This is a genomic window from Allobosea sp. GW821-FHT12C12, assembly GCF_058807355.1.
On record NZ_JBXAQP010000010.1, the window covers coordinates 124,199 to 151,163 of the forward strand.

The 26,965-nt window shown below is 64.8% G+C and carries 23 protein-coding genes and 4 pseudogenes; 6 read left to right on the plus strand and 21 right to left on the minus strand.

Annotated features, from left to right (window positions below; genetic code table 11):
* The first annotated feature begins 15 nt into the window (after positions 1 to 15).
* Complete coding sequence (locus AC1RRW_RS15675; RefSeq protein ID WP_492901687.1) at positions 16 to 372, plus strand: RidA family protein; 357 nt, start codon at positions 16 to 18, stop codon at positions 370 to 372.
* A 159-nt stretch (positions 373 to 531) separates the two neighbouring features.
* On the opposite strand, the gene AC1RRW_RS15680 is transcribed toward AC1RRW_RS15675, so the two are convergent.
* On the minus strand, positions 532 to 1,467 hold the full coding sequence (locus AC1RRW_RS15680; protein ID WP_492901689.1) for an IS5 family transposase: 936 nt from the start codon (positions 1,465 to 1,467) through the stop codon (positions 532 to 534).
* Positions 1,468 to 1,609: 142 nt separating this feature from the next.
* On the opposite strand from AC1RRW_RS15680, the pseudogene AC1RRW_RS15685 reads away from it, so the two are divergent.
* Positions 1,610 to 2,599 (plus strand): annotated as a pseudogene (locus AC1RRW_RS15685) (IS481 family transposase); the annotation flags it as partial.
* A 689-nt stretch (positions 2,600 to 3,288) separates the two neighbouring features.
* Here the strand turns inward: AC1RRW_RS15685 and AC1RRW_RS15690 are convergent.
* From AC1RRW_RS15690 to AC1RRW_RS15720, 7 genes and pseudogenes are all read right to left on the minus strand, one after another.
* Positions 3,289 to 3,443 (minus strand): annotated as a pseudogene (locus tag AC1RRW_RS15690) (IS630 family transposase); the annotation flags it as partial.
* Positions 3,444 to 4,187 (minus strand): enoyl-CoA hydratase/isomerase family protein, encoded by a 744-nt coding sequence (locus tag AC1RRW_RS15695; RefSeq protein WP_492901691.1) that lies wholly within the window; start codon positions 4,185 to 4,187, stop codon positions 3,444 to 3,446.
* Between the two features lie 11 nt (positions 4,188 to 4,198).
* Positions 4,199 to 5,827: a class I adenylate-forming enzyme family protein gene (locus AC1RRW_RS15700; RefSeq protein WP_492901693.1), complete on the minus strand. Its 1,629-nt coding sequence runs from the start codon at positions 5,825 to 5,827 to the stop codon at positions 4,199 to 4,201.
* Positions 5,828 to 5,941: 114 nt separating this feature from the next.
* Positions 5,942 to 6,928 (minus strand): ABC transporter ATP-binding protein, encoded by a 987-nt coding sequence (locus AC1RRW_RS15705; protein ID WP_492901694.1) that lies wholly within the window; start codon positions 6,926 to 6,928, stop codon positions 5,942 to 5,944.
* Positions 6,929 to 7,093: 165 nt separating this feature from the next.
* Positions 7,094 to 7,879: an ABC transporter permease gene (locus AC1RRW_RS15710; protein WP_492901696.1), complete on the minus strand. Its 786-nt coding sequence runs from the start codon at positions 7,877 to 7,879 to the stop codon at positions 7,094 to 7,096.
* A 39-nt stretch (positions 7,880 to 7,918) separates the two neighbouring features.
* A complete protein-coding gene (locus AC1RRW_RS15715) occupies positions 7,919 to 8,716 on the minus strand; it encodes an ABC transporter permease (protein WP_492901698.1) in 798 nt (265 codons plus the stop codon).
* A 61-nt stretch (positions 8,717 to 8,777) separates the two neighbouring features.
* The gene (locus AC1RRW_RS15720) at positions 8,778 to 9,875 is read right to left on the minus strand and encodes an ABC transporter substrate-binding protein (RefSeq protein ID WP_492901699.1); all 1,098 of its coding nucleotides are present in this window, start codon (positions 9,873 to 9,875) and stop codon (positions 8,778 to 8,780) included.
* A gap of 136 nt (positions 9,876 to 10,011) precedes the next feature.
* Between AC1RRW_RS15720 and AC1RRW_RS15725 the strand changes: the two genes are divergently transcribed.
* A complete protein-coding gene (locus AC1RRW_RS15725) occupies positions 10,012 to 10,887 on the plus strand; it encodes a LysR family transcriptional regulator (protein WP_492901701.1) in 876 nt (291 codons plus the stop codon).
* Between the two features lie 73 nt (positions 10,888 to 10,960).
* Here the strand turns inward: AC1RRW_RS15725 and AC1RRW_RS15730 are convergent.
* Positions 10,961 to 11,310: pseudogene (locus AC1RRW_RS15730) on the minus strand (transposase); the annotation flags it as partial.
* Positions 11,311 to 11,471: 161 nt separating this feature from the next.
* Between AC1RRW_RS15730 and AC1RRW_RS15735 the strand changes: the two are divergent.
* A pseudogene (locus AC1RRW_RS15735) lies at positions 11,472 to 11,638 on the plus strand (IS110 family transposase); the annotation flags it as partial.
* A gap of 16 nt (positions 11,639 to 11,654) precedes the next feature.
* On the opposite strand, the gene AC1RRW_RS15740 reads toward AC1RRW_RS15735, so the two are convergent.
* From AC1RRW_RS15740 to AC1RRW_RS15750, 3 genes are read right to left on the minus strand one after another with little or no spacing between them, the layout of a single operon-like run.
* A complete protein-coding gene (locus AC1RRW_RS15740) occupies positions 11,655 to 14,891 on the minus strand; it encodes an efflux RND transporter permease subunit (RefSeq protein ID WP_492901703.1) in 3,237 nt (1,078 codons plus the stop codon).
* A 27-nt stretch (positions 14,892 to 14,918) separates the two neighbouring features.
* Positions 14,919 to 16,097, minus strand: a complete 1,179-nt coding sequence (locus AC1RRW_RS15745; RefSeq protein ID WP_492901705.1) for an efflux RND transporter periplasmic adaptor subunit — start codon at positions 16,095 to 16,097, stop codon at positions 14,919 to 14,921.
* Between the two features lie 49 nt (positions 16,098 to 16,146).
* Positions 16,147 to 16,776, minus strand: coding sequence for a TetR/AcrR family transcriptional regulator (locus AC1RRW_RS15750; protein ID WP_492901707.1), 630 nt, complete (start codon positions 16,774 to 16,776; stop codon positions 16,147 to 16,149).
* 256 nt (positions 16,777 to 17,032) lie between these two features.
* On the opposite strand from AC1RRW_RS15750, the gene AC1RRW_RS15755 reads away from it, so the two are divergent.
* Together AC1RRW_RS15755 and AC1RRW_RS15760 are read left to right on the plus strand one after the other, a co-directional pair.
* Positions 17,033 to 17,830, plus strand: coding sequence for a glutamine amidotransferase (locus AC1RRW_RS15755; RefSeq protein ID WP_492901709.1), 798 nt, complete (start codon positions 17,033 to 17,035; stop codon positions 17,828 to 17,830).
* Positions 17,827 to 19,071: an NAD(P)/FAD-dependent oxidoreductase gene (locus tag AC1RRW_RS15760; RefSeq protein ID WP_492901711.1), complete on the plus strand. Its 1,245-nt coding sequence runs from the start codon at positions 17,827 to 17,829 to the stop codon at positions 19,069 to 19,071. The genes AC1RRW_RS15755 and AC1RRW_RS15760 overlap by 4 nt, the downstream gene beginning before the upstream one ends.
* A 148-nt stretch (positions 19,072 to 19,219) precedes the next feature.
* Here the strand turns inward: AC1RRW_RS15760 and AC1RRW_RS15765 are convergent, their stop codons facing one another.
* The 9 genes from AC1RRW_RS15765 to AC1RRW_RS15805 form a co-directional block, all read right to left on the minus strand.
* Entirely contained in the window at positions 19,220 to 20,020 is an 801-nt protein-coding gene (locus tag AC1RRW_RS15765) for a succinate dehydrogenase iron-sulfur subunit (protein WP_492901713.1), read from the minus strand.
* On the minus strand, positions 20,020 to 20,382 hold the full coding sequence (locus tag AC1RRW_RS15770; protein WP_492901714.1) for a virulence factor: 363 nt from the start codon (positions 20,380 to 20,382) through the stop codon (positions 20,020 to 20,022). The genes AC1RRW_RS15765 and AC1RRW_RS15770 overlap by 1 nt, the downstream gene beginning before the upstream one ends.
* 12 nt (positions 20,383 to 20,394) lie before the next feature.
* Positions 20,395 to 22,227, minus strand: coding sequence for a succinate dehydrogenase flavoprotein subunit (sdhA, locus tag AC1RRW_RS15775; protein ID WP_492901716.1), 1,833 nt, complete (start codon positions 22,225 to 22,227; stop codon positions 20,395 to 20,397).
* A 4-nt stretch (positions 22,228 to 22,231) separates the two neighbouring features.
* Positions 22,232 to 22,624: a succinate dehydrogenase, hydrophobic membrane anchor protein gene (sdhD, locus tag AC1RRW_RS15780; protein WP_492901718.1), complete on the minus strand. Its 393-nt coding sequence runs from the start codon at positions 22,622 to 22,624 to the stop codon at positions 22,232 to 22,234.
* Between the two features lie 12 nt (positions 22,625 to 22,636).
* Positions 22,637 to 23,050, minus strand: a complete 414-nt coding sequence (sdhC, locus tag AC1RRW_RS15785; protein ID WP_492901720.1) for a succinate dehydrogenase, cytochrome b556 subunit — start codon at positions 23,048 to 23,050, stop codon at positions 22,637 to 22,639.
* A 179-nt stretch (positions 23,051 to 23,229) separates the two neighbouring features.
* The gene (locus AC1RRW_RS15790; RefSeq protein WP_492901721.1) at positions 23,230 to 24,024 is read right to left on the minus strand and encodes an amino acid ABC transporter ATP-binding protein; all 795 of its coding nucleotides are present in this window, start codon (positions 24,022 to 24,024) and stop codon (positions 23,230 to 23,232) included.
* The gene (locus AC1RRW_RS15795) at positions 24,021 to 24,935 is read right to left on the minus strand and encodes an amino acid ABC transporter permease (protein ID WP_492901723.1); all 915 of its coding nucleotides are present in this window, start codon (positions 24,933 to 24,935) and stop codon (positions 24,021 to 24,023) included. Before AC1RRW_RS15795 ends, AC1RRW_RS15790 begins: the two co-directional genes overlap by 4 nt.
* 6 nt (positions 24,936 to 24,941) lie before the next feature.
* Entirely contained in the window at positions 24,942 to 25,838 is an 897-nt protein-coding gene (locus AC1RRW_RS15800; RefSeq protein WP_492901725.1) for an ABC transporter substrate-binding protein, read from the minus strand.
* A gap of 38 nt (positions 25,839 to 25,876) precedes the next feature.
* The gene (locus tag AC1RRW_RS15805; protein ID WP_492901726.1) at positions 25,877 to 26,839 is read right to left on the minus strand and encodes a substrate-binding domain-containing protein; all 963 of its coding nucleotides are present in this window, start codon (positions 26,837 to 26,839) and stop codon (positions 25,877 to 25,879) included.
* Positions 26,840 to 26,965: the final 126 nt, after the last annotated feature.

Below are 26,965 nucleotides of genomic sequence, written 5' to 3' on the forward strand. Positions count from 1 at the left end.
CTCAAGGAGGGCAAGATGCCGCTTCCCATCGACCGCCTCGCCCGCGGCCCGCGCATGAGTCAGGGCGTGCTCTGGAACGGCATGCTGGTGACCTCGGCGCAGGTCGCCGCCGACTTCTCGCTCGACGCCGGCGGGCAGACCAAGCAGGTGCTCGACAAGATCGGCGCACTGCTCGCCGAAGCCGGCCTCGACAAGGACCGCATCCTGTCTGCGACGATCTGGCTCGCCGACATCGCCGACTATGCGGTGATGAACGTCGAATGGGACGCCTGGGTCTCAAAAGAGGCCCCGCCGGCCCGCGCCTGCGTCGAGGCCCGCTTCTCGTCGCCGAAGATCCGGGTCGAGATCCAGGTGACCGCCGCCGCCTCCTGAGGAGGACGGGCTGCCGCGGTAGAGCAATAGCGGGCCCTTTTGTGGCTGCTCGATGCTAGGAGACCTGTGCGCGGGTCGGGGTAGACGGTTGTGGCCAATCTGTTTCGGGTAGCGTCACCATCGTCATCGTCGTTGCGCGCTGATCCGAGCCTTGCGCGATCAGATCACCGCCATGACGATCGATTGTGTACGCTTGAGGCTGTAGGCGATGGCGGTGAGGTGAACCTGGACAGCGGCTTTGGCGAGACCGCGCCATCGCATCCGGCGCGGGCCATGGCGGCGTTTCCATGTCCCGAAGATCTTCTCGATCCTGGCGCGGACGCGGTGGATCGGCTGGTTCCAGGCCAGGGGGCGGGCCTGGGCCTCGGCCTGGTCGCGTCCCCACATGCCGGTTGCCACGACGCACGGTGTTCCGCCCCTGGCACGGACCGCGTCACCAGAATGCGGACCGCGACAGGCCCTGTCGGCGAACACCTCGCCGGGATCGTCCGGCATGGCATCGGGGCCGGCACGTCCATCGTTGACGTTGGCCGGGGTGACCGAGACCTTCTCGACCGAGGCGCTGGTGGCATCCGCGCCGACATGGGCCTTGTAGCCATGAACCGCCGGCTTGCCCTTGTGCTTCACCCATCGGCCATCATCGTCCTTCTCGCTCGCCGAGGCGATGACCGTGGCGTCGACCATCGTGCCGGTCTTGACCGCTACCGCACTGGCCTTGAGCTGGGCCGTCACGGCCTCGAACAAGGTCCGGTCGAGGCTGGGCTCGATCAGCTTGCCGCGATAGCGCACGAAGGCGGTGCGCTCCGGCGTCGCCTCCGAGCGGGAGAACCCGCGGAAGCGGCGGAACGAGGCGCGGTCGTCGAGCGCCTCGGCCAGCTTCACGTCGGACAGATCATGCCAGACCGACAGCGGCAGCGCCTTGAACATCGCCAGTGGAGGCCAGGCCGGCTCGCCTTTTGCCGCCGGATAGAGCGGCCCGGGCAGCTCCGCGATCGGCTTCCAGTCGAGCAGGCCCGCGAGCTCGTCCAGAGACGACGAACTCCGCGATCCGATCTCAAAGCCGAGTTGCTCCTGACCGATCGAACGATGCGCCATCGCCGCTCTCCAACTCCGGAAAGCTCAATGGAATCAGCTATCAACGGCACCGTCTACCCCAACCCGCGCACAGGTCTCCCGCTAGATGTTTGATCCCGCGCTTTGATGGTGCAATCTCGACGCAGGAATCGAGGGATGCGCTATGGGCCAGGTTCACCATGGGAGCGCCACGACGACAGCGGCGGTCCGTCGAGCGATACAGCATGGTCAAGAGAGCCTGAGGGCTCTGGCCAAGCGCTACGGGATCAATCAGAAGACCGTCGCGAAGTGGAAGAAGCGAACCTCGGTCGCCGATGTGCCGACGGGGCCGAAGACCCCGACCTCGACGGTGCTGTCGATCGAGGAAGAGGCGGTGATCGTCGCCTTTCGGCGGCATACCCTGCTGCCGCTCGACGATTGCCTCTACGCGCTGCAGCCGACGATTCCGAGCCTGACGCGGTCATCGCTGCACCGCTGCCTGCGGCGCCACGGGATCAGCCGCCTGCCTGAGATCGAAGGCGAGACGACCGCGAAGACGAAGTTCAAGAGCTATCCGATCGGCTTCTTCCACATCGATCTCGCCGAGGTGCGGACCGCCGAGGGCAGGCTCTACATGTTCGTCGCTATCGATCGCACCAGCAAGTTCGCCTTCGTCGAGCTTCATCGTGAAGCCAAACAGCGCGCGGCCGGCGACTTCCTCCGGCGGCTGATCGAGGCGGTGCCCTACAAGGTCCACACCGTGCTGACCGACAATGGCATCCACTTCACGACACCGGGCGCCGGGGGCTCGGCGGTCCCGCTCATCAAGGAGGCGATCGCGAACGGAGAGCTGTTCCGCGCCCATGCCTTCGAACTCGCCTGCGCCCAGGCCGATATCGACCACCGCACCACAAAGCCGAAGCATCCCTGGACCAACGGTCAGGTCGAACGAATGAACCGCACAATCAAGGACGCGACCGTCAAGCGCTACCACTACGACACCCACGACCAGCTCGAACGGCGCCTCGCCGACTTCGTCACGGCCTACAACTTCGGCCGGAGACTGAAGACCCTCAGAGGCCTCACGCCCTACGAGTTCATCTGCAAACGATGGACGATCGAACCAGAAAAGTTCAAGCTCAACCCACTCCACCAAATGCCGGGATCAAACACCACCGATCACGCCCATGGGCCAGTGAATCACGAAACCGCCCAGCACGGTAGGTTCTTGCGGGTCTCCAGCTGGGAGGAGTGGCAGGCGCTTGCCGGCTGGTTCGGCGCGGTCCTGCAGGAAGAAGACTGGCGGGCCAGGATGCAGCAGATACCGGGCTCAGTCCTCGCGGCCAGCCCCAATCTCGAAGCGCTGCCGCGCCGCAGCAACCGTGACGTAAAGGACCATATCGCGCGCGAAGCCACGCTGAAGGCGATGACGGTTTCGACATACGCCACAGAGCGCATGAGCTTCGTGCAGGGATACGTTCGCCGCCTTGGTGTCTCGCTGAGCCGAACCCTGCCTTATCACGAGCGCTTCATGGCGGCGTGCCTCGCCGCGGAACTTGCGTATCTCGATGTCTTCCGTCAGCGGGAGAGCCGGCTCGGCGGGATCGGTACGGCCCATCCCGATACGACAGCCGGCCCGTGGCGTAAGGCGCGTCCGGCGATGCCCGCGATGCCCGAACCCACTGCCGTGCAGAATGCGCCCGTCGCGTCGACGGCGGTCGGCAAGACGCTCACCGACTGCGCGACCAAGTGGAGCGAAAACAGGCATCTGGCGCGCAAGCAGGTCAGGCCCGAATATCTGCGGGAGATGGAGCACACCATCTCCGATTTCACGATGCACGCCAAGGTCAAGGATATCGGCGAGATGCGCGCTTCGTCCTGGAACCAGATCTCGATGGGCTTTCGACGGGCTATCGTGCCGACATGGGCTTCGAGCCTGCGCGCGAAGTTTTTCTGAACGCCGCGATCACCTCGCCATCCGGTTCCGGATGACGCGGGCACGCGCTGAATGAGAGCCGTCAGAACTTGGCTGCCCGCCTTTCGGCAAAGGCCTTCATGCCCTCAGTAGCATCAGGTCCGCTCATAAGCATGTCGCTGGTCCGCTTCTCGAACTTATCGAAGGCCGACAGACCCTCCGCGCCGAAGATACGCAGGCCTTCCTTGATGGCGGCAACGGTATCTGGTGAATTGGCGGCAACCGCCTTCGCCAGCGTCATTGCTTCCTCGAGTGCCCTGCCCGGCGGTACAAGCCGATTGAGAAAGCCGTTCGCCATCGCCTGCGCTGCGGTAACCGGGACTGCGGTCATCATCATCTCCACCGCTGCGGCCCGCTTCATGGCGAGCGGCAGACCAATAATCTGCCGGCCGACTGGAAGCATCCCGATCTTGGCCCCCGGCTGACCGAAAACTGCATTTTCAGAGGCGATCCTCAGGTCAGAGGACATCGCAAGCATCAGGCCCGCCGCATGGCAGTGGCCGTTTACGGCCGCGACCACGGGCTTACGCATCTGCGCGGGAAAGGAGCACGGGTCGGGGCTGAGCGGCATAATGGATGCGAGTTCGGTGAGGTCATGGCCGCTGCAGAAGGCAACATCGCCCGCGCCGGTCACCACCACCGCCCGAACATCCGGATCGCGCTCGGCCTTCTGGAAAGTCGCCAGTAAATCCTTTTCCATCTTGTGGTCGATGGCATTGCGTTTGCGTTCGTTATCGATCGTGATCAACAGGACATGCCCAATCATCTCGGTGCGAATGGTTCCCATGTTCAGTTTCCTCAGTTCCACCACTTCTCGAGCATACGATCGTAGGATCCATGCCGAAGGTCGGGCTTTGCGACAATTAGCTTGCGCTTCTGGACGCGGTTGGAATCCGTCAACGGGAACTCCGAGACATATTCGATGTAGCGGGGCACCTTGAACGAAGCCAGATTAAGCTTGCAATGCTCAAGCAGCATTTCGGGCGTGATCTGCTCGGGGCTTAGGCCATCGCCAAGCTGGATGTAGGCTTTCACTTCCTCGCCGGTATGTTCGTCCGGCACTGGCACGATGGCGACCTCGATCACCTCGGGAACGGAACGCAGCACCGTTTCGACCTCGCGCGCCGCGATATTCTCGCCGCTGCGACGTACCGTGTCCTTTAGGCGCCCAACCAAATAAAAGAAGCCGTCGCTGTCCCTGCGCCCGAGATCGCCAGTGCGGAACCATTCACCGCGGAACGCGGATGCCGTAGCTTCCGGGTTGCCGAAATAGCCCTGCAGGATTCCTGGTCCCCGGACACAGAGTTCGCCATCCTTGCCCACGGCCACCGGCTTGCCGTTCTCGTCGAGAATCGCGATCTCGCGAAACGGCATTGCCACGCCGATTGTGCCAGTATCGGTCGTTGCCGCGATCTTGTGAGCTGGGACCATAGTTCCTCCGCCGATCTCGGTCATTCCATAGAAATTCTGGACCAGAAAGGCGAAGCGCTCCTGGAACAGCTTTTGCTCGCCCGAGGCCAGGGTGCCAAGTCCGCTCGAGCCAATCTTCATGCGATGATTGTGATCCTCGGGACGGGGCGGCTCCTTGCTGATCGACAGAAACGGCAGGCAGTATTCGCAATCGTAGGTCGCGACATCGATCATGAAGCGCTTGGCTGAGGGCTTGCGCGGAACGACCAGACAGCCACCGGAGAACATTGTGTTCATCAGAATGCGCTGGGGCACCATGTAGAAGAACGACAGGCTGGCATAGAAACGCTCGATCTTCGTGGCGAACATTTCTACCGAGGTCAGGCCCAAAATGATCCAGTAGCGATGAGACAGCATGCAGGCTTTTGAGAAGCCTGTTGTGCCGGACGTATACTGCAAATTCAGGATGCGGTCCGGATCATAGGGTGCCGGCGGCACGCAGGTCGTAGCCCGTTCTTGGATATCGGCCCAACTCCTGAACGCCCCTGATGCCTTGCCGATGACGACGACATGTTCATCGGGTACGCCGGCGCGCTCGGCATCCTCTACGATCGGAAGCAGTTGCTCCTCCACGATTATGTGGGTGGCCATGGATGTCTCAAGGACGTAGGTAACCTCACGAGGCGTATATCGAGCATTGACCGGCACCATGACCGCGCCGAGCTTCGCCAGCGCAAGCCAACTCACCGGGAATTGCTCGACGTTCCAAGCCATGACCGCGACATGGCTGCCTTCGCGAATGCCGAGGTGATAGAACGCGTCCGCTGCTCTGTCGACGAGGGCCAGAACCTCTTTCCATGTCTTGCTGATATTGTCGTCGATGAAATGCCAAGCAGGCCGGTCGGCATATTTCCGGGCCGTTTCAACAAGCAACTCGTAGACAGATTCCGGCAGGCGCAGGCGCTCGAGGCGCGCCTGTATCTCCGGGGCCTCTTCCGTTCTGAAGTCGGTGAACATTCATCAAATCCCTTGGTAATTATCACGCAAGCAAAATCATTCCCGGCGGAGGCCGCCGGACCTTTGTTCGCAATCGTGGAAATGCCGCCTCCGGGAGGTCGGCGGAGATGTCATTCAGTCATGTTCAATCAGGATCGCATCCTCGGCCCTCCAGCCGATAAAGACCGTATCGCCTGCATGGAAATCGCCTTCCTGTCCGTTGACCTGAGCGACCAGCTCCGCTCCAAAACACTGGAGCCGGATTTTCTGGAACGGTCCCAGATACTCGATCCATTGGATGATTGCCGTGAACTCAGCCAAATCGGTCCGGCCGGCCGAGACCCGGACATTTTCGGGGCGGATCAGGAGGCGCATCTCCTTCGCATCCGGTGCCCGGCCGGAGACGCGCACCGCCTGCCCGTCGCTCACCACGATCCTGCCGCTGGCGGGGGCGTCGGCGATCTCAAGGCAGTTCGCATCGCCCAAAAAATGAGCGCCCCAGGTCGAGCGAGGCGACCGGTAGAGGTCGCGTGGCGTTCCGCTCGCGTAGATCTTGCCGTCGCGCACGATCACGATCCGATCAGACAGGCTCATCGCTTCCTCTTGGTCATGGGTCACGTAGAGCATCGGCACGTGCAGGCGCTGCTGCAGTGAACGTATCTCGAACTGAAGGGTCTTGCGCAGTGCGCGGTCAAGCGCACCTAGTGGCTCGTCCATCAGAAGAATGGCCGGCTGGAAGACGACGGCACGGGCAAGCGCCGCGCGCTGGGCTTGTCCGCCTGAGATTTCCGACGGATAGCGATTGGCCTGAGCGGTCAATCCGACCATGCCGAGCGCCTCAGCGACCAGCGTCTTTTTCTTCTCAGCATCAACCTTCCGAATCTCGAGCGGAAAAGCAACGTTCTCTGCGACCGTCCGATTGGGAAACAGAGTGTAGCGCTGGAAGACCATGCCCACGCGGCGCTTGTGCGGCGGCGTCTGCGTTACGTCCTTGCCTTCGAAGAGGAGCCTTCCGCTGTCGGCATAGGCCGATCCCGCAACGATGTTTAGAAGGGTCGACTTTCCCGAGCCGCTCGGTCCCAGGACGGTCAGCAATTCGCCGCTGCCAACCGAGATGCTCATGTTTTGGAGCGCCGTGAAGGCGCCATACCTGACAGTGACGTTTTCGACGCTGATGGCGGGTTGCGACTGCGGGGCGCCCGTCGAGAATGGGGTCGCTGTGTCCGTATTCATAAATCCTGCTTCGTTTGCAGACTGGTCCATCGTTAGGCTGGCGCTAGCGTCCATTTACGCCTCCACGGAGGCGCGCTGCTCTACCTTGCGGGAGCGTCGCAAGGCGATCCCACCAAGCAATGCGGCGCAGATGAGCGTAATGACCAGCAGCAAGGTCGAGACGGCGGCCAGTGCCGGAGTACTCTCCTGCAACAGGAACGAAAACATCCTGCTCGGTAACGTCGGGACGACTGCGGGTCCGATGAAAACCGCCAGGGTCACTTCATGCCATGAACTCTCGAACGACAGGATCAGGCTCGATACGATGCTCGTGGCGACCAGCGGAACCATCACCTTGGCCACGATCTGCCGCGACTTCGCGCCCAGAGTACTCGCCGCCGTCCAGAAACTGCGTTCGATTGAATCAAACGCCGTGATGGACAGGATGACCGTCACTGGCAGCGCCATTGTCGCCTGGGCGATCGCCAGCACCCATTTATCTCCGAGAAGACGAAGCGGCACCAAAACCTGGAACAGACCGGTTGCCACCACGATGTGGGGAACGAGCATCGGCGATAGCAGGAGTAATCTCATTCCCGTGCCAATCGGCCCGAAGTGATAGACCACAAAGCCGACAAGGCTCCCGGCCACTGTCGCGAGGATCATCGAGATCAACCCGATCTCGAGCGACATCGAGGCGGAACTCAGCCACTCGCGGCTTGTCAAGACGTTGTCGTACCATCGCATGGAATAGGAGTCGGGCGGGAAGGTCAGGATGTCGGCAGCAGTGAAGCTCGCCGGCAACATGATTGCGATCGGTGCGAGTAGGAACAGGAAGTATGCGGCAACGAAGACATACATCCCCGCAGTCAGGAGAATCTTATTTCTACGCATCGCCGGCTACCTGCTCGATCTCAAGAAGCTGCCGCCCACAATACGGAAACCGACCGAGGCAACGACGGCTAGGATCGCTGCAAGAATAACGCCTTGAGCAGTGGCTAGGCCCGCGCCGTTCTTGTTGTTGAACACCAGATCGGCATGAATCTGGGTTCCGACCATTGACTCCCCGGGCCCACCTAGAAGTGCCGGTGCGACGAAGAAGCCAGTCGCCATGGAAAAGACCAGCACCGAAGCCAGGACTACGCTGTCGCTGACTTGAGGCCAGTAGGCGCTGCGGAAGGCCTGCCACCAGTTTGACCCAAGCGTGCGGGACGCAAGCACGATGTCGCTATCGACGCGGCGCATCGCACTGAACATGATCAACGCGGCATAGGGCGTCATGAACTGGATCATGGCGATAACAACGGCCGGGCGAGTGTAGAGCATCATCCGCGGCTCCGAAACCAACCCGAGCTGCACCAGAAACCCGTTCACAGGGCCTTTATAGGCCAGCAGAACCTGCCAGGCGTAAGTTCGCACCAGCATGGAGATTGCCAGCACCACGGTCATGGTCGCCACGAAAAAACCCGTGGCAACCTTCCCCGACTGGGCGAAGAACATGCAGACCGGGAAAGCAAGGCCGATGCTGACGATGGTGACGACGATGGCGATGGCCAGCGTGTTCAGCAGAACCTCGCTGTAAGGAGCCTGGGTCAGAACGACTTCGAAATTGAGAAGTGACCAGACTCCATTCGCCCGGAATGCGCCGACAAAGCTGACTGCGATAGGCAAGACAATCACGAAGAGGATCAAAAGCATCCCCGGCGCCAGCAGGCCGTATCTCAGCCCCGCGCTATAACCAGACCGCCTTGCCATTGGATCAGTTTCCGTAGCGACCGGTAGCCACCCAACTGGACCACATCGCGCCGATCCTTTCTTCGTTCTCCGACCACCACTTGGCATCCGCCACCAGGCCAACGGCAAGGTTGACGGGATTGGTCGGAAGGTTCGCGAAAACTTCCGGCTCGAGAAAATCGCCGACCTCGGGTCGTGAACCGGAATAGTTCATGAGCTTGGCGAATTTTGCCTGCCGCTCCGGATCCTGCATGTAACGGAGAAGGGCGAGAGCCGCCCTCGGGTTCTTTGCGCCCTTGGGAATCATATACCAGTTTTGATTGAGGATATTGCCCTTCCAGACGATGCCCAGCGGCATACCCTGCTTTTTGCCAACCAGAGCGCGACCACTCCATGCAGAGCCCGCGACAAACTCGCCGGAACTAACACCGGATATAGGCTGGTCGCCAGCCTTCCAGAAGCTGCGCACATATGGCCGAATTTCATTGAGGCGCTCGAATGCCCTCTTCACATTTTGATCGCTGATCGGGAACACGTCCTTTGGTTCCACTCCCATCGAAAGTAGCGCGAAAACCAAATTGCTCGGATCGTTCTGCAGGGTGCGCGGTCCCGGGAAACGCTTGATATCCCAGAAGTCTGCCCAACTTTTCATCTCGCCCGCGACCTTGCCGGCGTTGTAGATGAGGACGGTGGCGTAGGGTGAACCCCAGACGCCATAGTCCGTGTAGGAGCCAGGGGACATCTTGTCGGAAAGCCCCTGCCACGCGTCGGCTGGCAGCTGCTGGAGGATGTTTGCTTCCAGGGCAAGCGGATACTCCTGCGCGCCGATCGTGTTGAATATGTCGAATGGAACGTTACCACTTTCTATCAGCGACACGGACTGCTGGAAGGTGCGGCCAGGAGTTGCATAGGAAACGACCGATACGCCACACTCCTTCTTGAAATCGTCCCAATAGGCAGACTTCATGTTATTGACGAGCGATCCGCCCGTTGTGCTAAAAACGACCTCTTTTTCGAGAGGCTGCTCCTTTGTTCCCGGCCAGCAAGCGTCAGCGGAATAAGCGATACTGCACGAAGCGATGAGAGCAATCGTCGAAAGCGAGAGATGCAAAGTACGTCCCATCGGAGTTCCCTCTTTTCTGTCAGGATTGTCCTGAGCGGTTGGGCCAGAGTTTAGTCAGCGAAGCTGCGGCCTGTCGATAAAAAGTGTTTAATTTATATATAAGGATAATGTATCAGACGGAATGGACCTACGTCAGATGGAAGCATTGGTGGCCGTCGCGCACCTCGGCAGTTTTCGCTCTGCGGCGAACCGGCTGAATATTTCGCAGCCGGCAATTTCGTCCCGCATCTCCTCGCTCGAGGAGGAACTGGGAGAGGTGCTGTTCGTGAGGGATTGCCGGCCGGTCCTCCTGACTGACCGGGCTAAACAAATCCTGCCCTACGCGGAGCAGATGCTTGATCTGGCGCAGCACGTTCGCCCCCTGCAGGGATCCGGTGCTCCAAAGACAGTGGAAAATATCAGGATAGGAACGAATAGCAGCCTGGTGAGCGCCTGGCTGCCTGAGCTTTCTTGGCGCCTTACCAGCGCAATACCAAATCTTACGATCGATATCGAAGTGGGCACGAGTTATCGTCTACGCGATCGGATGATGAAAGGTGCAGTGGACATATGCCTCTCCCATGCCCCGGAGGATATTCCTGGCACGCGCCGGGAATATCTTTGTGAGATGCATGCCGTCTGGGCCGCCCGTCCGGAAGTGGTGAAAGCCAACCGCCGCCTGACAACCTTTGAGCTTTCGCACTACCCAATTGTAATATTCGGCACGCCAGGTGAGTACTATACGATTATAGAACACGCGTTTCGTGCTATTTCTCGTTGGCCGCTGCCTCATATGACCACGAATTACGCGGACATGATCGTGCATTCTATGAAAAGACTTCCTTGCGTCGGACTGGTGATGCGCGATAGCATTGCCCGCGAACTTGCTGACGGCACACTCATCGAAATCGACTGCGAGCTTAAGATGCCGAAATATGTTGTCTATGCGTGCTACTCATTGACTCGGAACGTCCGTCTTGTTCGAAATTGCGTTCAGCAATGCGTGGATTTTTGTCGAAGCAGCGAGACCTGACTCACTTCTCAGACACCAATCTCTGATTGGGGTTATTGAGGTCAGCGACGAGGGCCTGGGCGTGGTGTTTTCACTCGCGCCGCTTGCGCTCGTAGAAGGCCTTGGAAAGCGGATACTTTGCGGACACGGCGCAGAAGGCGCTCTGGAAGAAGACGCGCTTGAGAGCCTTGTCGCCTCAAAGGTTCGGGGCCATGTCCGGGCCTTTCCGGACTGGCGCAGCACGGGGGCGAGGCCTGCGGCGGCAGCCATGGCCTCGGCGCAAGCGAAGCGGCTGATGTTGTCTGCCGTGGCGATGAACTCGGCAGTCAGCATGGCCCCCATCCCCGGCAGGCTGCGGATAAGGGCCGCGTCAGGGTGCTGCTCGAGCAAGCCTTGCAGATCGGCGTCCAGGCGGGCCAGACGCTCCTTCACGGCGAGCGCCTCTGTCGTCTCGATCCAGATGCCGAGAATATCCTCGGGGCCGTCCTTCGCGAAGACAGCCCGAGGGTCTCGTCCCGCCAGCAACTGATCCAACGTGTCCTTCTTGTGATCATGAGCGCCCTCCATCGGCGTCACTATGGCCCCGGACACAAAATCCCCGACAGTCCCTGGTCGCGGCCCGCCACGACCCCACCCTCAAGGCTTCCGCGACAGGCTCGCCGCCGCCGGCAAGCCAAGGCTCGTGGCTCTCATCGAGACAGCCCAAAAACTCGTCGCAATCCTCAACGCTGTCATCCGGGGCAGACAACCATGGCGCGAACAAACCGCTTGACCAACAAGACAGTCGCTCACTCCGCCGCCAGTCTCGGCGGTGGCGGCGGCAGCTTCATCTGGCCGGCCTCCGCCCGCGCGCCCTGCGCCCGTCCCGGCGCGTGCTCGTCGATCGGCTGCCACAGGCTCTCGTCCTCGGGCTTCGAGAAGAAGCGCCCGAAGATCCAGCTCACCAGCCGCTGCAGGCCGTCCATCACCGTGTAGAAGCTCGGCACGAAGACGAGCGAGAGCACGGTCGAGACGATCAGGCCGCCGATCACCGCGATCGCCATCGGGGCGCGGAACTCGCCGCCGTCGCCGACGCCATAGGCCGAGGGGGCCATGCCGGCCGCCATGGCGATGGTCGTCATCACGATCGGCCGCGCGCGCTTGCGGCCGGCCTCGATCAGCGCGGTGAAGCGGTCCTTGCCCCGCGCCTGCTCCTCGACCGCGAAATCGACCAGCATGATCGCGTTCTTGGTGACGATGCCCATCAGCATCAGCAGCCCGATATAGACCGGCATCGAGACCGGCTTGTCGGCCGCGAGCAAGGCGATGACGACGCCGCCGAAGGAGAGCGGCAGCGAGAGCAGGATCGTGATCGGCTGGAAGACCGAGCCGAAGAGCAGGATCAGCACCGCCAGCACCAGCATCAGCCCGGTGGTCATCGCCTGGATGAAGCCCTGCACCACCTCGCCCTGGATCTCGGCGTCGCCGGTCGCGGCGATCGCGACGCCGTCCGGCAGGCCGACCTCCTCGACGATGGTGTTGAAGGTCTCCTGCGCCGTGCCGAGCTCGAAGCCGCGCTTGAGGTCGGCGCCGATCTGCGCCCGCCGCGCGCGGTCGTAGCGGTCGATCGAACTGGGGCCTTCGCCGAAGCCGATCGTCGCGACGGCGGTGAGCGGGATCGAGACGCCGCCGGCATTGGTGACGCGCAGCGCCGCGACATTGCGGATGTCAGTGCGGGCCGCCTCGTCGAGCTGGACGCGGATCGGCACCAGCCGGTCGCCGGCGTTGAACTTCGCGAGGTTCGCGCCGACATCGCCGATGGTCGCGACGCGCACCGCCTCCGAGATCGCCTCCGGCGTGACGCCGAGATTGGCGGCCTCCTCCAGCTTGGGCGTGACCCGCAGTTCGGGGCGCGACAGCGAGCCCGAGGTCGCGACGTTGAGATAGCCGTCGACCTTGCGCATCCGGCTCTCGATGCGGGCGACCGCCTCGTCCAGCGCCGCCCCGTCCTTGGCGAGGACCGAGAAGGCCATCTCGCGCTCGCCGCGCTCGTTGACATACCAGGCGCGGACATCCGGCACGCTCGCGAGTTTTTGCGCGATCACGGCCTTGATGTCCTTCTGTCGCTCCTTGCGCTCGCTCTTCGGCAGGAGCTTGATGGTGACGGCGGCGCGGCGGATTTCGCGCGTGCCGGTCGGCGAGGAGCCGCCGAGCACGAAGACCTGCGTCACCTGCGGGATCTCGCGCAGAACGTCGACGATCTTGTCGGTGGTGACGCGGGTGTCCTCCAGCGTCGAGCCCGGCGGCAGCTCGATCGAGGCGACGACGCGGCTGGTGTCCTCGTCGGGGATGAAGCCGGTCGGCAGCAGCGCCGTCGCCTTGATCGAGACGAAGAGGAAGCCGAAGCCGATCAGCAGCGTGACATAGGCCATGTTGAGCGGCAGCTTGCGCCAGCGTCCCGAGCCGTCGAGCCGGGGCAGCACCGGGATGCGCAGGCGGGCCAGCGAGCCCTTGAGCAGGCCGACATAGGCGCCCATCACGAAGCCGTCCTTCGGGTCCTGATGCTTCACCGGCTTCATCAGATAGGCCGCCATCATTGGCGTGATCAGGCGCGCCACCAGCAGCGAGAACAGCACCGCGACCGCGACCGTCAGGCCGAACTGGCGGAAATACTGCCCCGCGACGCCGCCCATGAACGAGACCGGCGCGAAGATCGCCACGATCGTCAGCGTGATCGCGATGACGGCGAGCCCGATCTCGTCGGCGGCCTCCATCGCGGCGCGATAGGGCGACTTGCCCATGCGCATGTGCCGGACGATGTTCTCGATCTCGACGATGGCGTCGTCGACCAGGATGCCGGTGACGAGCGTGATGCCGAGCAGGCTGACGAGGTTGAGCGAGAAGCCCATCAGCTCCATCGCCCAGAAGGTCGGGATCGCCGAGAGCGGCAGCGCGATCGCGGTGATCAGCGTGGCGCGCCAGTTCTTCAGGAACAGGAAGACGACGAGCACGGCCAGCCCCGCGCCCTCCAGCAGCGTCGTCATCGCGGCCTTGTAGTTGCCGTAGGTATAGGCGACCGCGTCGTCGATCGGCTTCAGCACGACGTCGGGGTGGCGCTTGTTGAGCTCGGCGATGCGGGCGGCGACGACCTCCTTGACCGAGAGCTCGCTCGAACCCTTGGAGCGGAACACCGCGAAGGTGACGACCGGCGACTTGTCGAGCCGGCCGAAGGAGCGCGGCTCGGAATTCGAATCCTCGACGCGGCCGAGTTCCTTGAGCCGGACCTCGCGGCCGCCCGTGAGCGCGATCTTGGTATCCGCCAGGTCGGCGACGCTGCGCGCGCCGGCGAGCGTGCGGATCGCCTGCTCCTGCCCGCCGACCTCGCCGCGCCCGCCGGCGAGGTCGACATTGGTGGCGCGGATCTGGCGGTTGACCTCGCCGGCGGTGATGCCGAGCGCGAGCAGCCGGTCGGGATCGAGCGAAATGCGGATCTCGCGGTCGACGCCGCCATAGCGGTCGACCCGGCCGACGCCCTTCAGCCCCTGCAATTCGCGCGCGACGACGTCGTCGACATGCCAGGAGAGCTGCTCCAGCGTCATGCCGGGCGAGGCCGCGCCATAGGTCAGGATCGACTGGCCCTCGACATCGATGCGCTGGATGATCGGCTCGTCGATGGTGCGCGGCAGGTCGGCCCTGATCTTGGCGATGGCGTCCTTCACGTCGTTGACGGCGCGATCGGTGTTGATCTCGAGCCGGAACTCGATGACCGTCTGCGACTGCCCGTCGGTCAGCGTCGACAGCACGTGCTTGACGCCGGTGATGTTGGCGACGGCGTCCTCGACGCGCTTGGAGACCTGGCTCTCTAGTTCGGCCGGGGCCGCGCCCGACTGCGTCACCGTGATCGAGACCAGCGGCACGTCGATGTTCGGGAAGCGCGTCACCGGCAGCTTCGCGAACGACATCACGCCGAGCACGCAGAGCACGACGAAGAGCAGGATCGAGGGGACCGGCTTGCGGATCGACCAGGCGGAGAAGTTGAAGTTCACGGGCTTTGCCTCAACAAGAATCTGGCCTCACTGCGTCGCGACCGGCGTGATCATGTCGCCGTCGCGCACGAAGGTTCCGGCCCGCGCCACGACGGTCTCGCCTTCCGCGACGCCGGAGACGATCTCGGCCCGGCCGTCGCCGGCGAGGCCGAGCTGGACCTGCCTGGTCGTGACCTTGCCGTCCTTGACGCTCTGGACGGTCGGTCCCGAGCGCGCATAGGTGATCGCCGAGAGCGGCAGCGTCACCGCCGTCTTCCGCCCGGTCTCGATGACGCCGCGCGCGAACGCGCCGACCGAGACCGGCTGGCCGCCCTTGAGCGCAACGCGCAGCCGCCCGAGCCGCGAGGCCTTGCTGACCTCCGGCGCGATCAGCCGGATCGACCCTTCGAGCGCAACGCTGCCGCCAGCCTGCAGCACGGTGACGCGCTGGCCGAGCTTCAGCCCGGGCAGCTCGACCTCGGCGACCTCGGCCTCGAGTTCGATCGCGCCGTCGGCGACGAGGCGGAAGAGCGGATCGGCAGCGGCCATGGCGGCGGTCGCGCCGAGCTTCGCGTAGCGGCGGCTGATCGTGCCGGCTGAGGGCGCCTTGATCTCGGTGCGGGCGAGCTTCACGTCGATGTCGCGGCCCTGCGCCTTCGCCAAGGCGAGATCGGCATTGGCGATCGCCAGCGCCTGCCGGGACGAGTTCAGCTTGGCCTCGGCCGCGCGCGCGGCCGCGTCGCGCTGGTCGTAGGTCTCGTTCGAGACGTTGCCGGAGCTGCGAAGCTGCTTGGTGCGGTCGAAATTGTTGTTGGCCGCGACGAGATTGGCCTGCGCCTCGACGATCTGGGCGTTGGACTGGGCGATCACCGCCTCGGCGCGGGCGATCTGGGCGTCGTTCTGCGCCTTCTGCACGTCGAGCGTGGTGCGCGAGAGCCGCGCCAGAACCTGCCCGACCGCCACCGTGTCGCCCTCCTCGGCCAGGATCTCGACGATCTGCAGGCCGTCGATCTCGGGCGAGACCAGGACCTCGTCGCGCGCCACCATCGAGCCGGAGACGACGACGCTCTGGACGATCTCGGTCGTCTTCGCGACGGTCACCGTGACGGAGGGGCCGGCCGAAGGCGCGGTCCGGGCCGCCGCGGGAGCAGGCGTCTGCGCCCGTGCGCCGGCAAGCGGCAGAAGTGCGAGCACGGCGAGAGACGGCAGGGACAGGAGGCGGAGCATCGGAAAGGCCTTCATCGATGAGGCAGGCAAGGCGGACGCATTGTCATGGTCAAACGTCCTCGCGCGGCAGGAGCAGCACCTGCGCCAGCCCGCGCATGGCGGTGAAGAGCGTCTCGGACGCCATCGCGGCGTCGAAGCCCGGATCCACGGCGCGGCGGCAAAAGAAGCCGTCCGCCATCATGAAGACGGCCTGGAGGAAGCGGGCGTCGTCGAGGTTTTCGGGCAGTTCGCCGCTGGCCTTCGCCGCCGCGATCGCCTGCGCCAGACCGCCGATGACGGTGCCGTCGATCGCGGCGCACATCTTCGCCATGTCCGGGTTGCGCGCCGCTTCGGCCCAGATCTGCAGGCAGATGATCGCCTTCTCGCGCGGTTCCTCGACGAGGTGGCTGCGGCCGAGCGCCTCCAACTGGTCGAGCAGCAACCCCTGAGCCGGATCCAGACTGGCGAAATCCTCGGCGATCTGGTTGCGGTCGCGCTCGGCCATGCCGGCGATGATCGCATCCTTGGAGCTGAAATAGCGGTAGAGATTGCCCGGACTCATCCCGGCCTCGACCGCGACGTCGTTCATCGTCGCGGCGTGGAAGCCGGCGCGCGCGAAGACCCGCTCGGCCGCATCGAGTATGCGGGTCTGGCGCTCGCTGACGGAGCGGTCGGGCAGGCGCGCAAGGGAAGTCGGCACGGGTCGCTCGCAATCCGAAGAATGAGAATGAACGTTCATTCTCATACCTGACGGACTGCCGCGCGTCAAGCGCGAAGATGTTTCAGGACATGTCCGGGCCCGTGAACCGCTACGTCCGGAAACTGGCGATCCATGCGATTCGGACGCCCTCGCCATGCACGGATGGCGCACAAATTGCTTGCCGGGGCCGTATCGCGACCGCATTCTGACGGCATGAATCGTCCGCGCCGGCCGGGGGACGAAACCGAAGCCCGTGATGAACGACCAGACTTTCCGTCTCCGCAACCCCCGCAAGATCCGGGCGCCGTCCCTGACAGGCCCGGAGCCGGCGCCGCTCAAGCCCGTGCTGGTCGTGCTGCATCAGGAGCATTCGACGGCCGGCCGCGTCGGCCGGCTCTTGCAGGCGCGCGGCCATGCGCTCGACATCCGCAAGCCGCGCTATGGCGACACGCTGCCGGAGACGATGGCCGACCATGCCGGCGCGGTGATCTTCGGCGGGCCGATGGGGGCCAACGATCCCGACGACTTCGTCAAGGCCGAGATCGACTGGATCGGCGCCTGCCTGAAGGAGGACGCGCCCTTCCTCGGCATCTGTCTCGGCGCGCAGATGCTGGCGAAGCATCTCGGCGCGCGGGTCTACACCCATGAACAGGGCCGCGCCGAGGTCGGCTATTACCCGCTCGACCTGACCGAGGCCGGCAGCCGTCACGCCGCGAAGGCCGGCTTCGCCTGGCCGGGAACCGTCTATCAATGGCATCGCGACGGTTTCGACTGCCCGAGCGGGGCCGAATGCCTGGCGACCGGCGGCGATTTTCCGGTCCAGGCGATCCGCGCCGGCAGCAAGGTCTACGGCATCCAGTTCCACCCCGAGGTGACGCCGGCGATGATGTGCCGCTGGTCGATCCGCGGCCATGAGCGCACCCTGATGCCCGGCGCGCAATTGCGCCATCTCCATCTCGAAGGCTGGTATCGCTACGACCCCGCGATCCGGATCTGGCTCGACGGTTTCCTCGATCACTGGCTGAAGGTCCCGGCCGCGGCTGAACCCGCGTGAGCCGCACGGCTCTCGTGCTGGGCGCCGGCATGGTCGGCGTCTCCTGCGCGCTCTCGCTGCAGAAGCGCGGGCTCAACGTCACGCTGCTCGACCGCAAGGAGCCGGGCTCGGAAACCTCCTACGGCAATGCCGGCGTGATCAGCCGCGCCTCGATCCTGCCGCTCAACAATCCCTCGCTCTGGCAAAGCCTGCCGGCCTATCTGCGCAACGACCATCCCGCGATCCGCTATCGCTGGGGCCATCTGCTGCGCAATCCGGGCTGGATCATGCGCTTCCTCGCCGAGGCGCGGCCCTCGCGCCTGCCGCTCCGGATCAGGGCGCTCGACAGCCTGACCTCGCGGGCCCTGCCGCTGCACAAGGCGCTGATGGATGAGGCCGGGGTGCGCCACCGCCTGCGCGAGACCGGCTCTCTGAAAGTCTGGCGCAGCGACGCCGGGCGTGAGAAGGCGCGGGCCGAGAAGCTCTGGTTCGAGGGCCATGGCGTGCGCTGCGAGGTCCATGACCGGCAGGGCCTCTCGGCGCTGGAGCCCGACCTGAACCCGATCTTCTCGGCCGGCCTGCTCCAGATGGATTCGGGCTCGGTCGACTGGCCGCAGGCGATCGTGCAGGCCTATGCGGCGCTGTTTTCCGCGCGCGGCGGACGGGTGGCGACGGCCGCGATCGAGGGCCTGTCGAGGACGGCCGACGGCTGGAGCGCGCGGACGGATGGCGGGACGCATCGGGCCGGAATCGCGGTCGTGGCGCTCGGCCCCTGGAGCGCCGATATCCTGAAGCCGCTCGGGCTGAACGTGCCGCTCGATGCCGAGCGCGGCTATCACCGGCATTACCGCGCCGAGCCGGGTCGGAAGCTCTCGCGCCCGTTCCTCGATGTCGAGGCGGCCTATATGCTGGCCCCGATGGAGAAGGGATTCCGCCTGACCTCGGGCGTCGAGCTCGCCCATCGCGACGCGCCCGACGACCACGCCCAGATCGACGAGGCGTTCCCGAAGGCGCGCGAGGCCTTCGCGCTCACCGAGGCGGCCGAGACCACGACCTGGCGCGGCTCGCGACCGACCTTGCCGGATTCGCTGCCGATGATCGGAGAGGCGCCGCGAAATCCGGGCCTCTGGCTCGCCTTCGGCAACCAGCATATCGGCTTCTCGACCGGGCCGGTGACGGGGGAAATCCTGGCCGCGCTGGTGTCAGGCGAGACGCCGGCCGCCGACCCGACGCCGTTCAGGCCGGAACGGTATATCGGCTGAGCGTTACCGCTTTCGCATCCCGCGATGATGACCACTGCCGTCATGCTCGCCCTTGTGGCGAGCATCCACGTCTTGGTCGCAGCGCGCGGCGGCGGAAGACGTGGATGGTCGGGACAAGCCCGACCATGACGGAAAATGGTGCGCCCGCTCAGACCTGACGGGCAACCATCATCTTCTTGACCTCCGCGATCGCCTTGGCGGGGTTCAGCCCCTTCGGACAGGCGTTCGCGCAGTTCATGATGGTGTGGCAGCGATACAGCCGGAACGGGTCTTCGAGATTGTCGAGCCGCTCGCCGGTCGCCTCGTCGCGCGAGTCGATCAGCCAGCGATAGGCCTGCAGCAGCGCGGCCGGCCCGAGATAGCGGTCGCCGTTCCACCAGTAGCTCGGGCAGGAGGTGGTGCAGCAGGCGCACAGAATGCACTCGTAGAGTCCGTCGAGCTTCTCGCGGTCGGACTTCTCCTGCGCCCATTCCTTCTCGGGCGAAGGCGTCGTGGTCTTGAGCCAGGGCTCGATCGAGGCGTGCTGGGCGTAGAAATTGGTCAGGTCCGGCACGAGGTCCTTGATCACCGGCATGTGCGGCAGCGGATAGATCGCGACCTTGCCCGAGTTCTTGCCTTTCACCTGGCCGCATTCGTCGATGCCGGTGGTGCAGGCGAGCCCGTTCTTGCCGTCCATGTTCATGGCGCAGGAGCCGCAGATGCCCTCGCGGCAGGAGCGGCGGAAGGTCAGCGTCGGGTCGATCTTCGACTTGATCCAGATCAGCGCGTCGAGGACCATCGGCCCGCAATCCTCGCGGTCGACCCAATAGGTGTCCGTGCGCGGGTTCTCGGTGTCGTCCGGGCTCCAGCGATAGACCTTGAACTCGGTCAGGTTCCTGGCGCCGGCCGGCTTCGGCCAGGCCTTGCCCGGGACGAGGCGGGAGTTCTGCGGAAGGTTGAATTCGGCCATTACGACGACTTTCTTTTCCGCCGTCTCGAAGGATCGATGACAGGCAGGAGATCGTTGTTTTCTTCGATCCGGAGCATGCGAAGATCGCGCACCGAGGGCACGAACCAGTCGAATTCCAGCGCCAGATCCTGCATCACGGCGATGCACTCCGTCGCGTCGATGTCGTCGACGGCGAAGTACACCAAGCCCTGCTTGTTCTCGAAGCCGTTATCTTCGAGAAACCGCCGGACATCCGAGTAAGCATTCCGCCAGGACGGGTTGTGATAAAGCTGCTCGAGCAATTCGGTATCGAAGTCGAAAGTCACCGCATACACGCGCTGGTTCCTTCTTGGACGATTATGACCGAATGTCGCGGCAACCATCTGAGATGATCCTCAATACACCCGCGCCTTGGGTTTGATGTACTCGATGTCGTTCGACAGCGTGTAGGTGTGCACCGGCCGGTCGTCGAGCGAGATGATGCGCTTCTCGTCGTCGATCCAGGCCAGCGTGTGCTTCATCCAGTCCTTGTCGTCGCGGTCCGGATAGTCCTCGCGTGCATGTGCGCCGCGGCTTTCCGGGCGGTTCAGCGCCGAATCCATCGTCACCACGGCCTGGGTGATCAGGTTGTCGAACTCCAGCGTCTCGACCAGGTCCGAGTTCCAGATCAGCGAGCGGTCGGTGGTGGCGATGTCGGTGATGCCGCCCCAGACCTCGTGGATCAGCTTGTGGCCCTCTTCCAGCGTCTCGCCGGTGCGGTAGACCGCGCAATTGTCCTGCATGATGCGCTGCATGCGCCCGCGCAGTTCCGCCGTCGGCGTGCCGCCCGACGCGTTGCGGTACTTGTCGAGGCGGGTCAGCGTGAGGTCGGCCGAGTTCTTCGGCAATTCGGGCTGCTTTTCGCCGGCGCTCACCGTCTCGGCGCAGCGCAGCCCCGCGGCGCGGCCGAAGACGACGAGGTCGATCAGCGAGTTGGAGCCGAGCCGGTTCGCGCCATGCACCGAGACGCAGGCCGCCTCGCCGATCGCCATCAGGCCGGGCACCACGGTGTCGGCGTTGCCGTCGACCTTGGTCAGCACCTCGCCGTGAAAATTCGTCGGGATGCCGCCCATGTTGTAATGCACCGTCGGCAGCACCGGGATCGGCTCGCGCGTGACGTCGACGCCGGCGAAAATCTTGGCGCTTTCCGAGATGCCGGGCAGGCGCTCGTGCAGGATCTTCGGGTCGAGATGGTCGAGATGCAGGTAGATGTGGTCCTTGTTCTTGCCGACGCCGCGTCCGCCCCGGATCTCCATCGTCATCGAGCGCGAGACGACGTCGCGCGAGGCGAGGTCCTTGGCCGAGGGGGCATAGCGCTCCATGAAGCGCTCGCCCTCGGAATTGGTCAGGTAGCCGCCCTCGCCGCGCGCGCCTTCGGTGATCAGGCAGCCGGCGCCGTAGATGCCCGTGGGATGGAACTGCACGAACTCCATGTCCTGCAGGGGGAGGCCGGCGCGCAGCACCATGGCGTTGCCGTCGCCTGTGCAGGTATGGGCCGAGGTCGCCGAGAAATAGGCCCGGCCGTAGCCGCCCGTCGCCATGATCGCCATCTTCGAGCGGAAGCGGTGCAGCGTGCCGTCGTCGAGCTTGAGCGCGATCACGCCGCGGCAGGCGCCGTCCTCGTCCATGATCAGGTCGATGGCGAAATACTCGATGAAGAACTCGGTGTTGTAGCGCAGCGCCTGGCCGTAGAGCGTGTGCAGCATGGCGTGGCCGGTGCGGTCGGCCGCGGCGCAGGTGCGCTGGGCCGGCGGGCCCTCGCCGAATTCGGTGGTCATGCCGCCGAAGGGGCGCTGGTAGATCTTGCCGGCCTCGGTGCGCGAGAACGGCACGCCCCAGTGCTCGAGCTCGTAGACGGCGGCCGGCGCGTTGCGCACCAGATACTCGATCGCGTCCTGGTCGCCGAGCCAGTCCGACCCCTTGACGGTGTCGTACATGTGCCACTGCCAGGTGTCCTTGCCCATGTTGCCGAGCGAGGCGGCGACCCCGCCCTGCGCCGCGACCGTATGCGAGCGCGTCGGGAACACCTTGGTGATGCAGGCGGTCTTCAGCCCGGCCTGCGAGCAGCCGACCGTGGCGCGCAGGCCCGCGCCGCCGGCGCCGACGACGACGACGTCGAAGGTGTGGTCGGTGATCGGATAGGCCTGCCCGGCGTAAGTCGCGGTGGAGCGGGCTCTGGTGATCGCCATGGGATCAGCCTCCGAACGAGAGCTTCAGCAGCGCGAAGGCGCAGGCCGCGCCGATCGCGATCGCGAAGAAGGTGTTGGCCATCACGGCGGCGATCTTGAGGCCCTCGCCATGGACATAGTCCTCGATGATGACCTGCATGCCGAGCCGCATATGCACCGCGCCCGAGATGACGAAGAGCAGCAGCAGGATCGCCACCAGCGGGTTCGACAGAACGGCCACGGCCGCCGCATAGGGCTTGCCGACGAGCGCGATCACCACGCCGAGGAAGACGAGCGTCAGGACGACGTTGGCGACGGCGGTGACGCGCTGCAGCCAGAAATGCCCGGTGCCGGATTTCGCCGAGCCGAGGCCGCGGACGCGGCCGAGCGGGGTGCGCATCGAGGAGTTGGAGTGCATCGTCTCGCCTCCTCAGCGCAGGGCCAGGGCCGCGATCCAGACCAGGATCGTGAGCCCGCCGGAGACGACGACGCTGTATCTGGCGAGGTTCATGCGGGTGTCGGGGTCATAGCCATGACCCAGATCCCAGACGAAATGGCGCAGGCCTCCGACCATGTGGTGCAGCAGCGCGAAGGAATAGCCGAACAGCACGAGCCGGCCGAGGATCGAGCCGGCGACCCACTGGGCGGTGTCGTAGGCGGAAGGGCCGGAAGCGGCGGCGACCAGCCAGGCCGCGATCAGCACCGTGCCGACATAGAGCGCAGACCCCGTGACGCGGTGCGCGATCGACATCGCCATGGTCCAGGACCAGCGATAGATCTGCAGATGCGGCGACAGCGGACGCGCCGCCTGTTTGACCTCGGCCACTCTGATCGTCTCCGGCATGCAGGTTCGCGAAGCGAACGGAATTATCCCTTTGGGATCGTCGAGACCCCTTTGGGATCATTCTAGGGTGCTTCGGCTCTGTAACCAAACCGCCCCTATGCCGCAATGCGACGCGGCGAAGAGGGATGACAGATCGTCGAATTTGTCATTGCGGGCGGCGGCGCCGGCCCCGCCGGCGCTCAGACGCCCTGGATGAAGCGGCTCAGGAACAGGCGCGTGCGTGGATGCGTCGGGTTGGCGAGCACCTCGTCAGGCCTGCCCTGCTCGACGATCAGGCCGCCATCCATGAACACGACCCGGTCAGCGGCCTCGCGGGCGAAGCCGACCTCGTGGGTGACGACGATCATGGTCAGGCCCTGCCCGGCGAGATCGCGCATCGTCGCCAGAACCTCGCCGACGAGTTCGGGATCGAGCGCCGAGGTCGGCTCGTCGAACAGCATCAGGCGCGGCCTGATCGCGAGCGCGCGGGCGATCGCGACGCGCTGCTGCTGGCCGCCCGAGAGCTGGCGCGGATAGGCGTCGGCCTTCTCGGTCAGGCCGATGCGGGCGAGCAGCTCCATCGCATAGGCTTCCGCCGCCTTGCGCTCCTGCCCGTGCACGCCGACCGGGGCCTCGACGATGTTCTCGAGCGCGGTCATGTGCGGGTAGAGATTGAACTGCTGGAAGACCATGCCGATCTTGCGCCGCGGCACCGCGATGGCGCGGTCCGAGAGCTTGATCAGCCGGTTGTTTCGCAGCTGGTAGCCGACCTGCTCGCCATCGACCTCGATCGAGCCGCGATCGATCGCCTCGAGATGATTGATGCAGCGCAGGAAGGTCGACTTGCCCGAGCCCGAGGGGCCGAGCACCACCACCACCTCGCCCGGCGCCACGTCGAGGTCGATGCCCTTCAGCACCTCGTTGCTCCCGAAGGCCTTGTGGACGTTGCGGGCGCGCACCAGCGGCGCTGCCGTCTCCGAGCCGGCCGGGATCATGCCGCCTCCTCGAGCCGCATCGCCGCGCGCGCCTTCATGTCGGCGTCGGACGCGCCGCGTTCGCCGCGCGCGTAATAGCGCTCGATGAAGCCCTGGCCGACATTCAGGATCGAGGTGATGACGAGATACCAGATCACCGCGACCATCAGCATCGGGATGATCTCGAAGGTGCGGTTGTAGACCGCCTGCACCGAATAGAGCAGGTCGGCCATGGCGATGACGCTGACCAGCGAGGTCGCCTTGATCATGCTGATCAGCTGGTTGCCGGTCGGCGGCACGATGGCGCGCATCGCCTGCGGGATGATGACCCGGCGCAGGGCCCGGGCCCGCGTCATGCCGAAGGCGTCGGTCGCCTCGACCTGGCCCTTGTCGACCGAGAGCAGGCCGCCGCGGATGATCTCGGCCATATAGGCCGCCTCGTTGAGCGACAAGCCAGCGATCGCGGCCGTCATGGGGGTGATGACGTCGTTGGTGTTCCAGCTGACCAGAGTCGGCCCGAACGGGATCGAAATCGAGATCTGCGGGAACAGCGTCGAGAGATTGTACCAGAAGATCAGCTGCACCAGGAGCGGCGTGCCCCGGAAGAACCAGATGAACAGCCCCGCCAGCGAGGAGAACAGCCGGTCGTTGGAGAGCCGCGCGATCGCCAGCACGAGACCGAGCGCGGTGCCCAGCACCATCGCGATCAGCGTCAGGCCGAGCGTGACCGAAAGCCCGCGCATGATCGAATCCGCCGTGAACCACTGGCGCACGACAGGCCATTCGAAATTCCTGTTCCAGGCGACGATCCAGAGGAAGTTCGCCGCCACCGCGAGCGCGAAGGCCCAGAGCAGCCAGCGGCCCCATTCCGGCGGCCTGTGCGCATTGGCGACGTCGCGCGGGCGAGCCTCATCGGCGGCGTTCCGAGCCATCTGCGATCAGTTCTTCGACAGGTTGATGCCGGCCTCGGGGATCATGTTGTTCTCCAGACCCCATTTCTTCATGATCGCCGCATAGGCGCCGTTCGCCATCAGGAGCCTGATCGCATCCAGCAGCACCTCGCCGAGCACCGAGCCCTTGGGCACGACCGCGCCCTGATAGAGATCGGTGAAGCCGTTCGGCTTTCCGATGGCGGCGAGATCGAGCTCGCCGTTCGACTGCTGCACGAAATAGGTCAGCGGCGCCTGCGAGGAGAAGAAGGCGTCGGCGCGCTTCGAGCGGACCGAGAGGATCGAGGTCGGCTGGTCGGTGTAGGACTGGACGGTCAGCGCCGGCTTGCTCTCGGCGGCGCATTTCTCGGCCTGGGCCTTGATCACGCGCTCGGCCGAGCCCGCCGCCATCACCGCGATGCGCTTGCCGCAGGTGTCCTCGAGGCTGCCTATGCCGGCCGGATTGCCCTTCTGCACGGCGAAGACGACGTATTCGCGCACCCAGTCGACGAAGTCGTTGGCCTCCTGCCGCGTCTTGAAATCGCCGACGGGACCGAGCGCGAACTGGTAGCGGCCGGACTTGATGCCGGTCAGCAGCGCCGAGAGGCCGCTCACGGTCGCATGATCGATCTTGATGCCGAGCAGCTGCGCGATCGCGTCCTGCAGATCGGCGCTGGCGCCGGTCATCGTGTCGGGGCCGGTGACGATCTCGTAGGGCGGGAAGGAGCCGTTGTTGACCGAGATCATCTTGCCGGCCTTCCGGATTTCCTCCGGGAGTTTCGCCCGCAGCGCCTCGTTGACCTGCTGGACCGGAATCGGCGCGGCCGACTGCTGCGCCAGCGCCGGGGCATGGAACAGCGCGAGCGCGAGGCCCGCGGCGTAGGCGAGATGGCGGATGGCGATCATGGTCGGTCCCCTTTTCGTCGTGTGTCGCGAGGCAGGTTTCATGCCTGCGCGTCGGGAAACAGCGTCTCGGGCGTGAGCGCCGTGTCGGAGAGCTTCTGCGCCCGAACCTCGTTCAGGAACGCGGCGATCATTGTGCGGTTCGCGGCCAGTCCGCTCGCGTTCCAGCCGTCCGGCAGGTCGCGGCCGCTCCGGCCGAGCTCGTCGACGACCCAGGGCGTGGTGTCGGCGTATTTGCGCCGCTTCTCCAGCCAGACGCGCTGAGACACGTCGATCAGATCGCTCAGCTCCCGCGCGACCCAGGGGTGCTTCGCGGCGAACGTCGCCTTGAGTCCGAGGATATGGATGCCGGGCACGTAGCCGACCGCGTCGAAATAGGCCCGCTCGGCCGCCGGCACGTTGGGCAGGAGATGGCGGAAGGCGGCATCGGGCGAGAAGAAGCCCGCCGGCATGAAGGGCGTGAAGACCGCGTCGAGCCCGCCATCGGCCAGCAGCTCCAGCATCGGCCGCTCGCCGGGAACCGCCTCGATGCGGCCGGGCCTGGCGTAGGGGCCGAGCCGGTCGAGGATCGGATGCTCGGCGGTCAGCCGCCCGGCGAACCAGGTCGCGTCCTCGATGCCGACGCCCTCCCGTGCGAGCGCCGCGCGCGTCCAGGTGTTGCCGGAATCCTGCCAGCCGGTGACGCCGATGCGGCAGCCCCTGAGCTGGTCGAGCCGGGTAAGCTTGCTGTCGCTCGCCACGATGACGCAGCGATGGCGGAAGCCGCGCATGACGAAGTTCGGCACGCCGACGGTCGCCGTCTCGCCGCGGCCGCGGCCGGTCGCGTAGCGGCTGAACGAGATCTCGCTCGCATCGTAAGCGGGGTCGTTGGCGAAATCCTCCGGCAGCGCGCCGACGCGGTCGACCTTCACGTCGAGGCGCTCGGACCCGACGTCTCCGAGCACGAGCGGCGTCATGTAGTCCCAGTCGCGCAGGGCAAGGCGGACGGTCAGCTTCACCGGCATCTCCCGATCGAACGGCTGTCGCCGCGCGTGGCGGCAGAGTTCTATGTTCGCCGCATCCGATCAAGAGCGTCGAGCGGCCGGGCCGCATGCATGGCAGGCGGTCGCGGACGGGATCGGCCCATCCGC

Excerpts from the sequence above, each read along its gene's own strand:
- AC1RRW_RS15680 (WP_492901689.1), bottom strand. The coding sequence starts at position 1,467 with ATGGCGCATCGTTCGATCGGTCAGGAGCAACTCGGCTTTGAGATCGGA.
- AC1RRW_RS15710 (WP_492901696.1), bottom strand. The coding sequence starts at position 7,879 with ATGTATGTCTTCGTTGCCGCATACTTCCTGTTCCTACTCGCACCGATC.
- AC1RRW_RS15805 (WP_492901726.1), bottom strand. The coding sequence starts at position 26,839 with ATGCCGGTGAAGCTGACCGTCCGCCTTGCCCTGCGCGACTGGGACTAC.
- AC1RRW_RS15700 (WP_492901693.1), bottom strand. The coding sequence starts at position 5,827 with ATGTTCACCGACTTCAGAACGGAAGAGGCCCCGGAGATACAGGCGCGC.
- AC1RRW_RS15725 (WP_492901701.1), top strand. The coding sequence starts at position 10,012 with ATGGAAGCATTGGTGGCCGTCGCGCACCTCGGCAGTTTTCGCTCTGCG.
- AC1RRW_RS15800 (WP_492901725.1), bottom strand. The coding sequence starts at position 25,838 with ATGATCGCCATCCGCCATCTCGCCTACGCCGCGGGCCTCGCGCTCGCG.
- AC1RRW_RS15705 (WP_492901694.1), bottom strand. The coding sequence starts at position 6,928 with ATGAGCATCTCGGTTGGCAGCGGCGAATTGCTGACCGTCCTGGGACCG.
- AC1RRW_RS15755 (WP_492901709.1), top strand. The coding sequence starts at position 17,033 with ATGAACGACCAGACTTTCCGTCTCCGCAACCCCCGCAAGATCCGGGCG.
- AC1RRW_RS15770 (WP_492901714.1), bottom strand. The coding sequence starts at position 20,382 with ATGGTTGCCGCGACATTCGGTCATAATCGTCCAAGAAGGAACCAGCGC.
- AC1RRW_RS15765 (WP_492901713.1), bottom strand. The coding sequence starts at position 20,020 with ATGGCCGAATTCAACCTTCCGCAGAACTCCCGCCTCGTCCCGGGCAAG.
- AC1RRW_RS15715 (WP_492901698.1), bottom strand. The coding sequence starts at position 8,716 with ATGCTTTTGATCCTCTTCGTGATTGTCTTGCCTATCGCAGTCAGCTTT.
- AC1RRW_RS15720 (WP_492901699.1), bottom strand. The coding sequence starts at position 9,875 with ATGGGACGTACTTTGCATCTCTCGCTTTCGACGATTGCTCTCATCGCT.
- AC1RRW_RS15695 (WP_492901691.1), bottom strand. The coding sequence starts at position 4,187 with ATGGGAACCATTCGCACCGAGATGATTGGGCATGTCCTGTTGATCACG.
- sdhA (WP_492901716.1), bottom strand. The coding sequence starts at position 22,227 with ATGGCGATCACCAGAGCCCGCTCCACCGCGACTTACGCCGGGCAGGCC.
- AC1RRW_RS15745 (WP_492901705.1), bottom strand. The coding sequence starts at position 16,097 with ATGCTCCGCCTCCTGTCCCTGCCGTCTCTCGCCGTGCTCGCACTTCTG.
- AC1RRW_RS15795 (WP_492901723.1), bottom strand. The coding sequence starts at position 24,935 with ATGGCTCGGAACGCCGCCGATGAGGCTCGCCCGCGCGACGTCGCCAAT.
- AC1RRW_RS15790 (WP_492901721.1), bottom strand. The coding sequence starts at position 24,024 with ATGATCCCGGCCGGCTCGGAGACGGCAGCGCCGCTGGTGCGCGCCCGC.
- sdhC (WP_492901720.1), bottom strand. The coding sequence starts at position 23,050 with ATGCCGGAGACGATCAGAGTGGCCGAGGTCAAACAGGCGGCGCGTCCG.
- sdhD (WP_492901718.1), bottom strand. The coding sequence starts at position 22,624 with ATGCACTCCAACTCCTCGATGCGCACCCCGCTCGGCCGCGTCCGCGGC.
- AC1RRW_RS15675 (WP_492901687.1), top strand. The coding sequence starts at position 16 with ATGCCGCTTCCCATCGACCGCCTCGCCCGCGGCCCGCGCATGAGTCAG.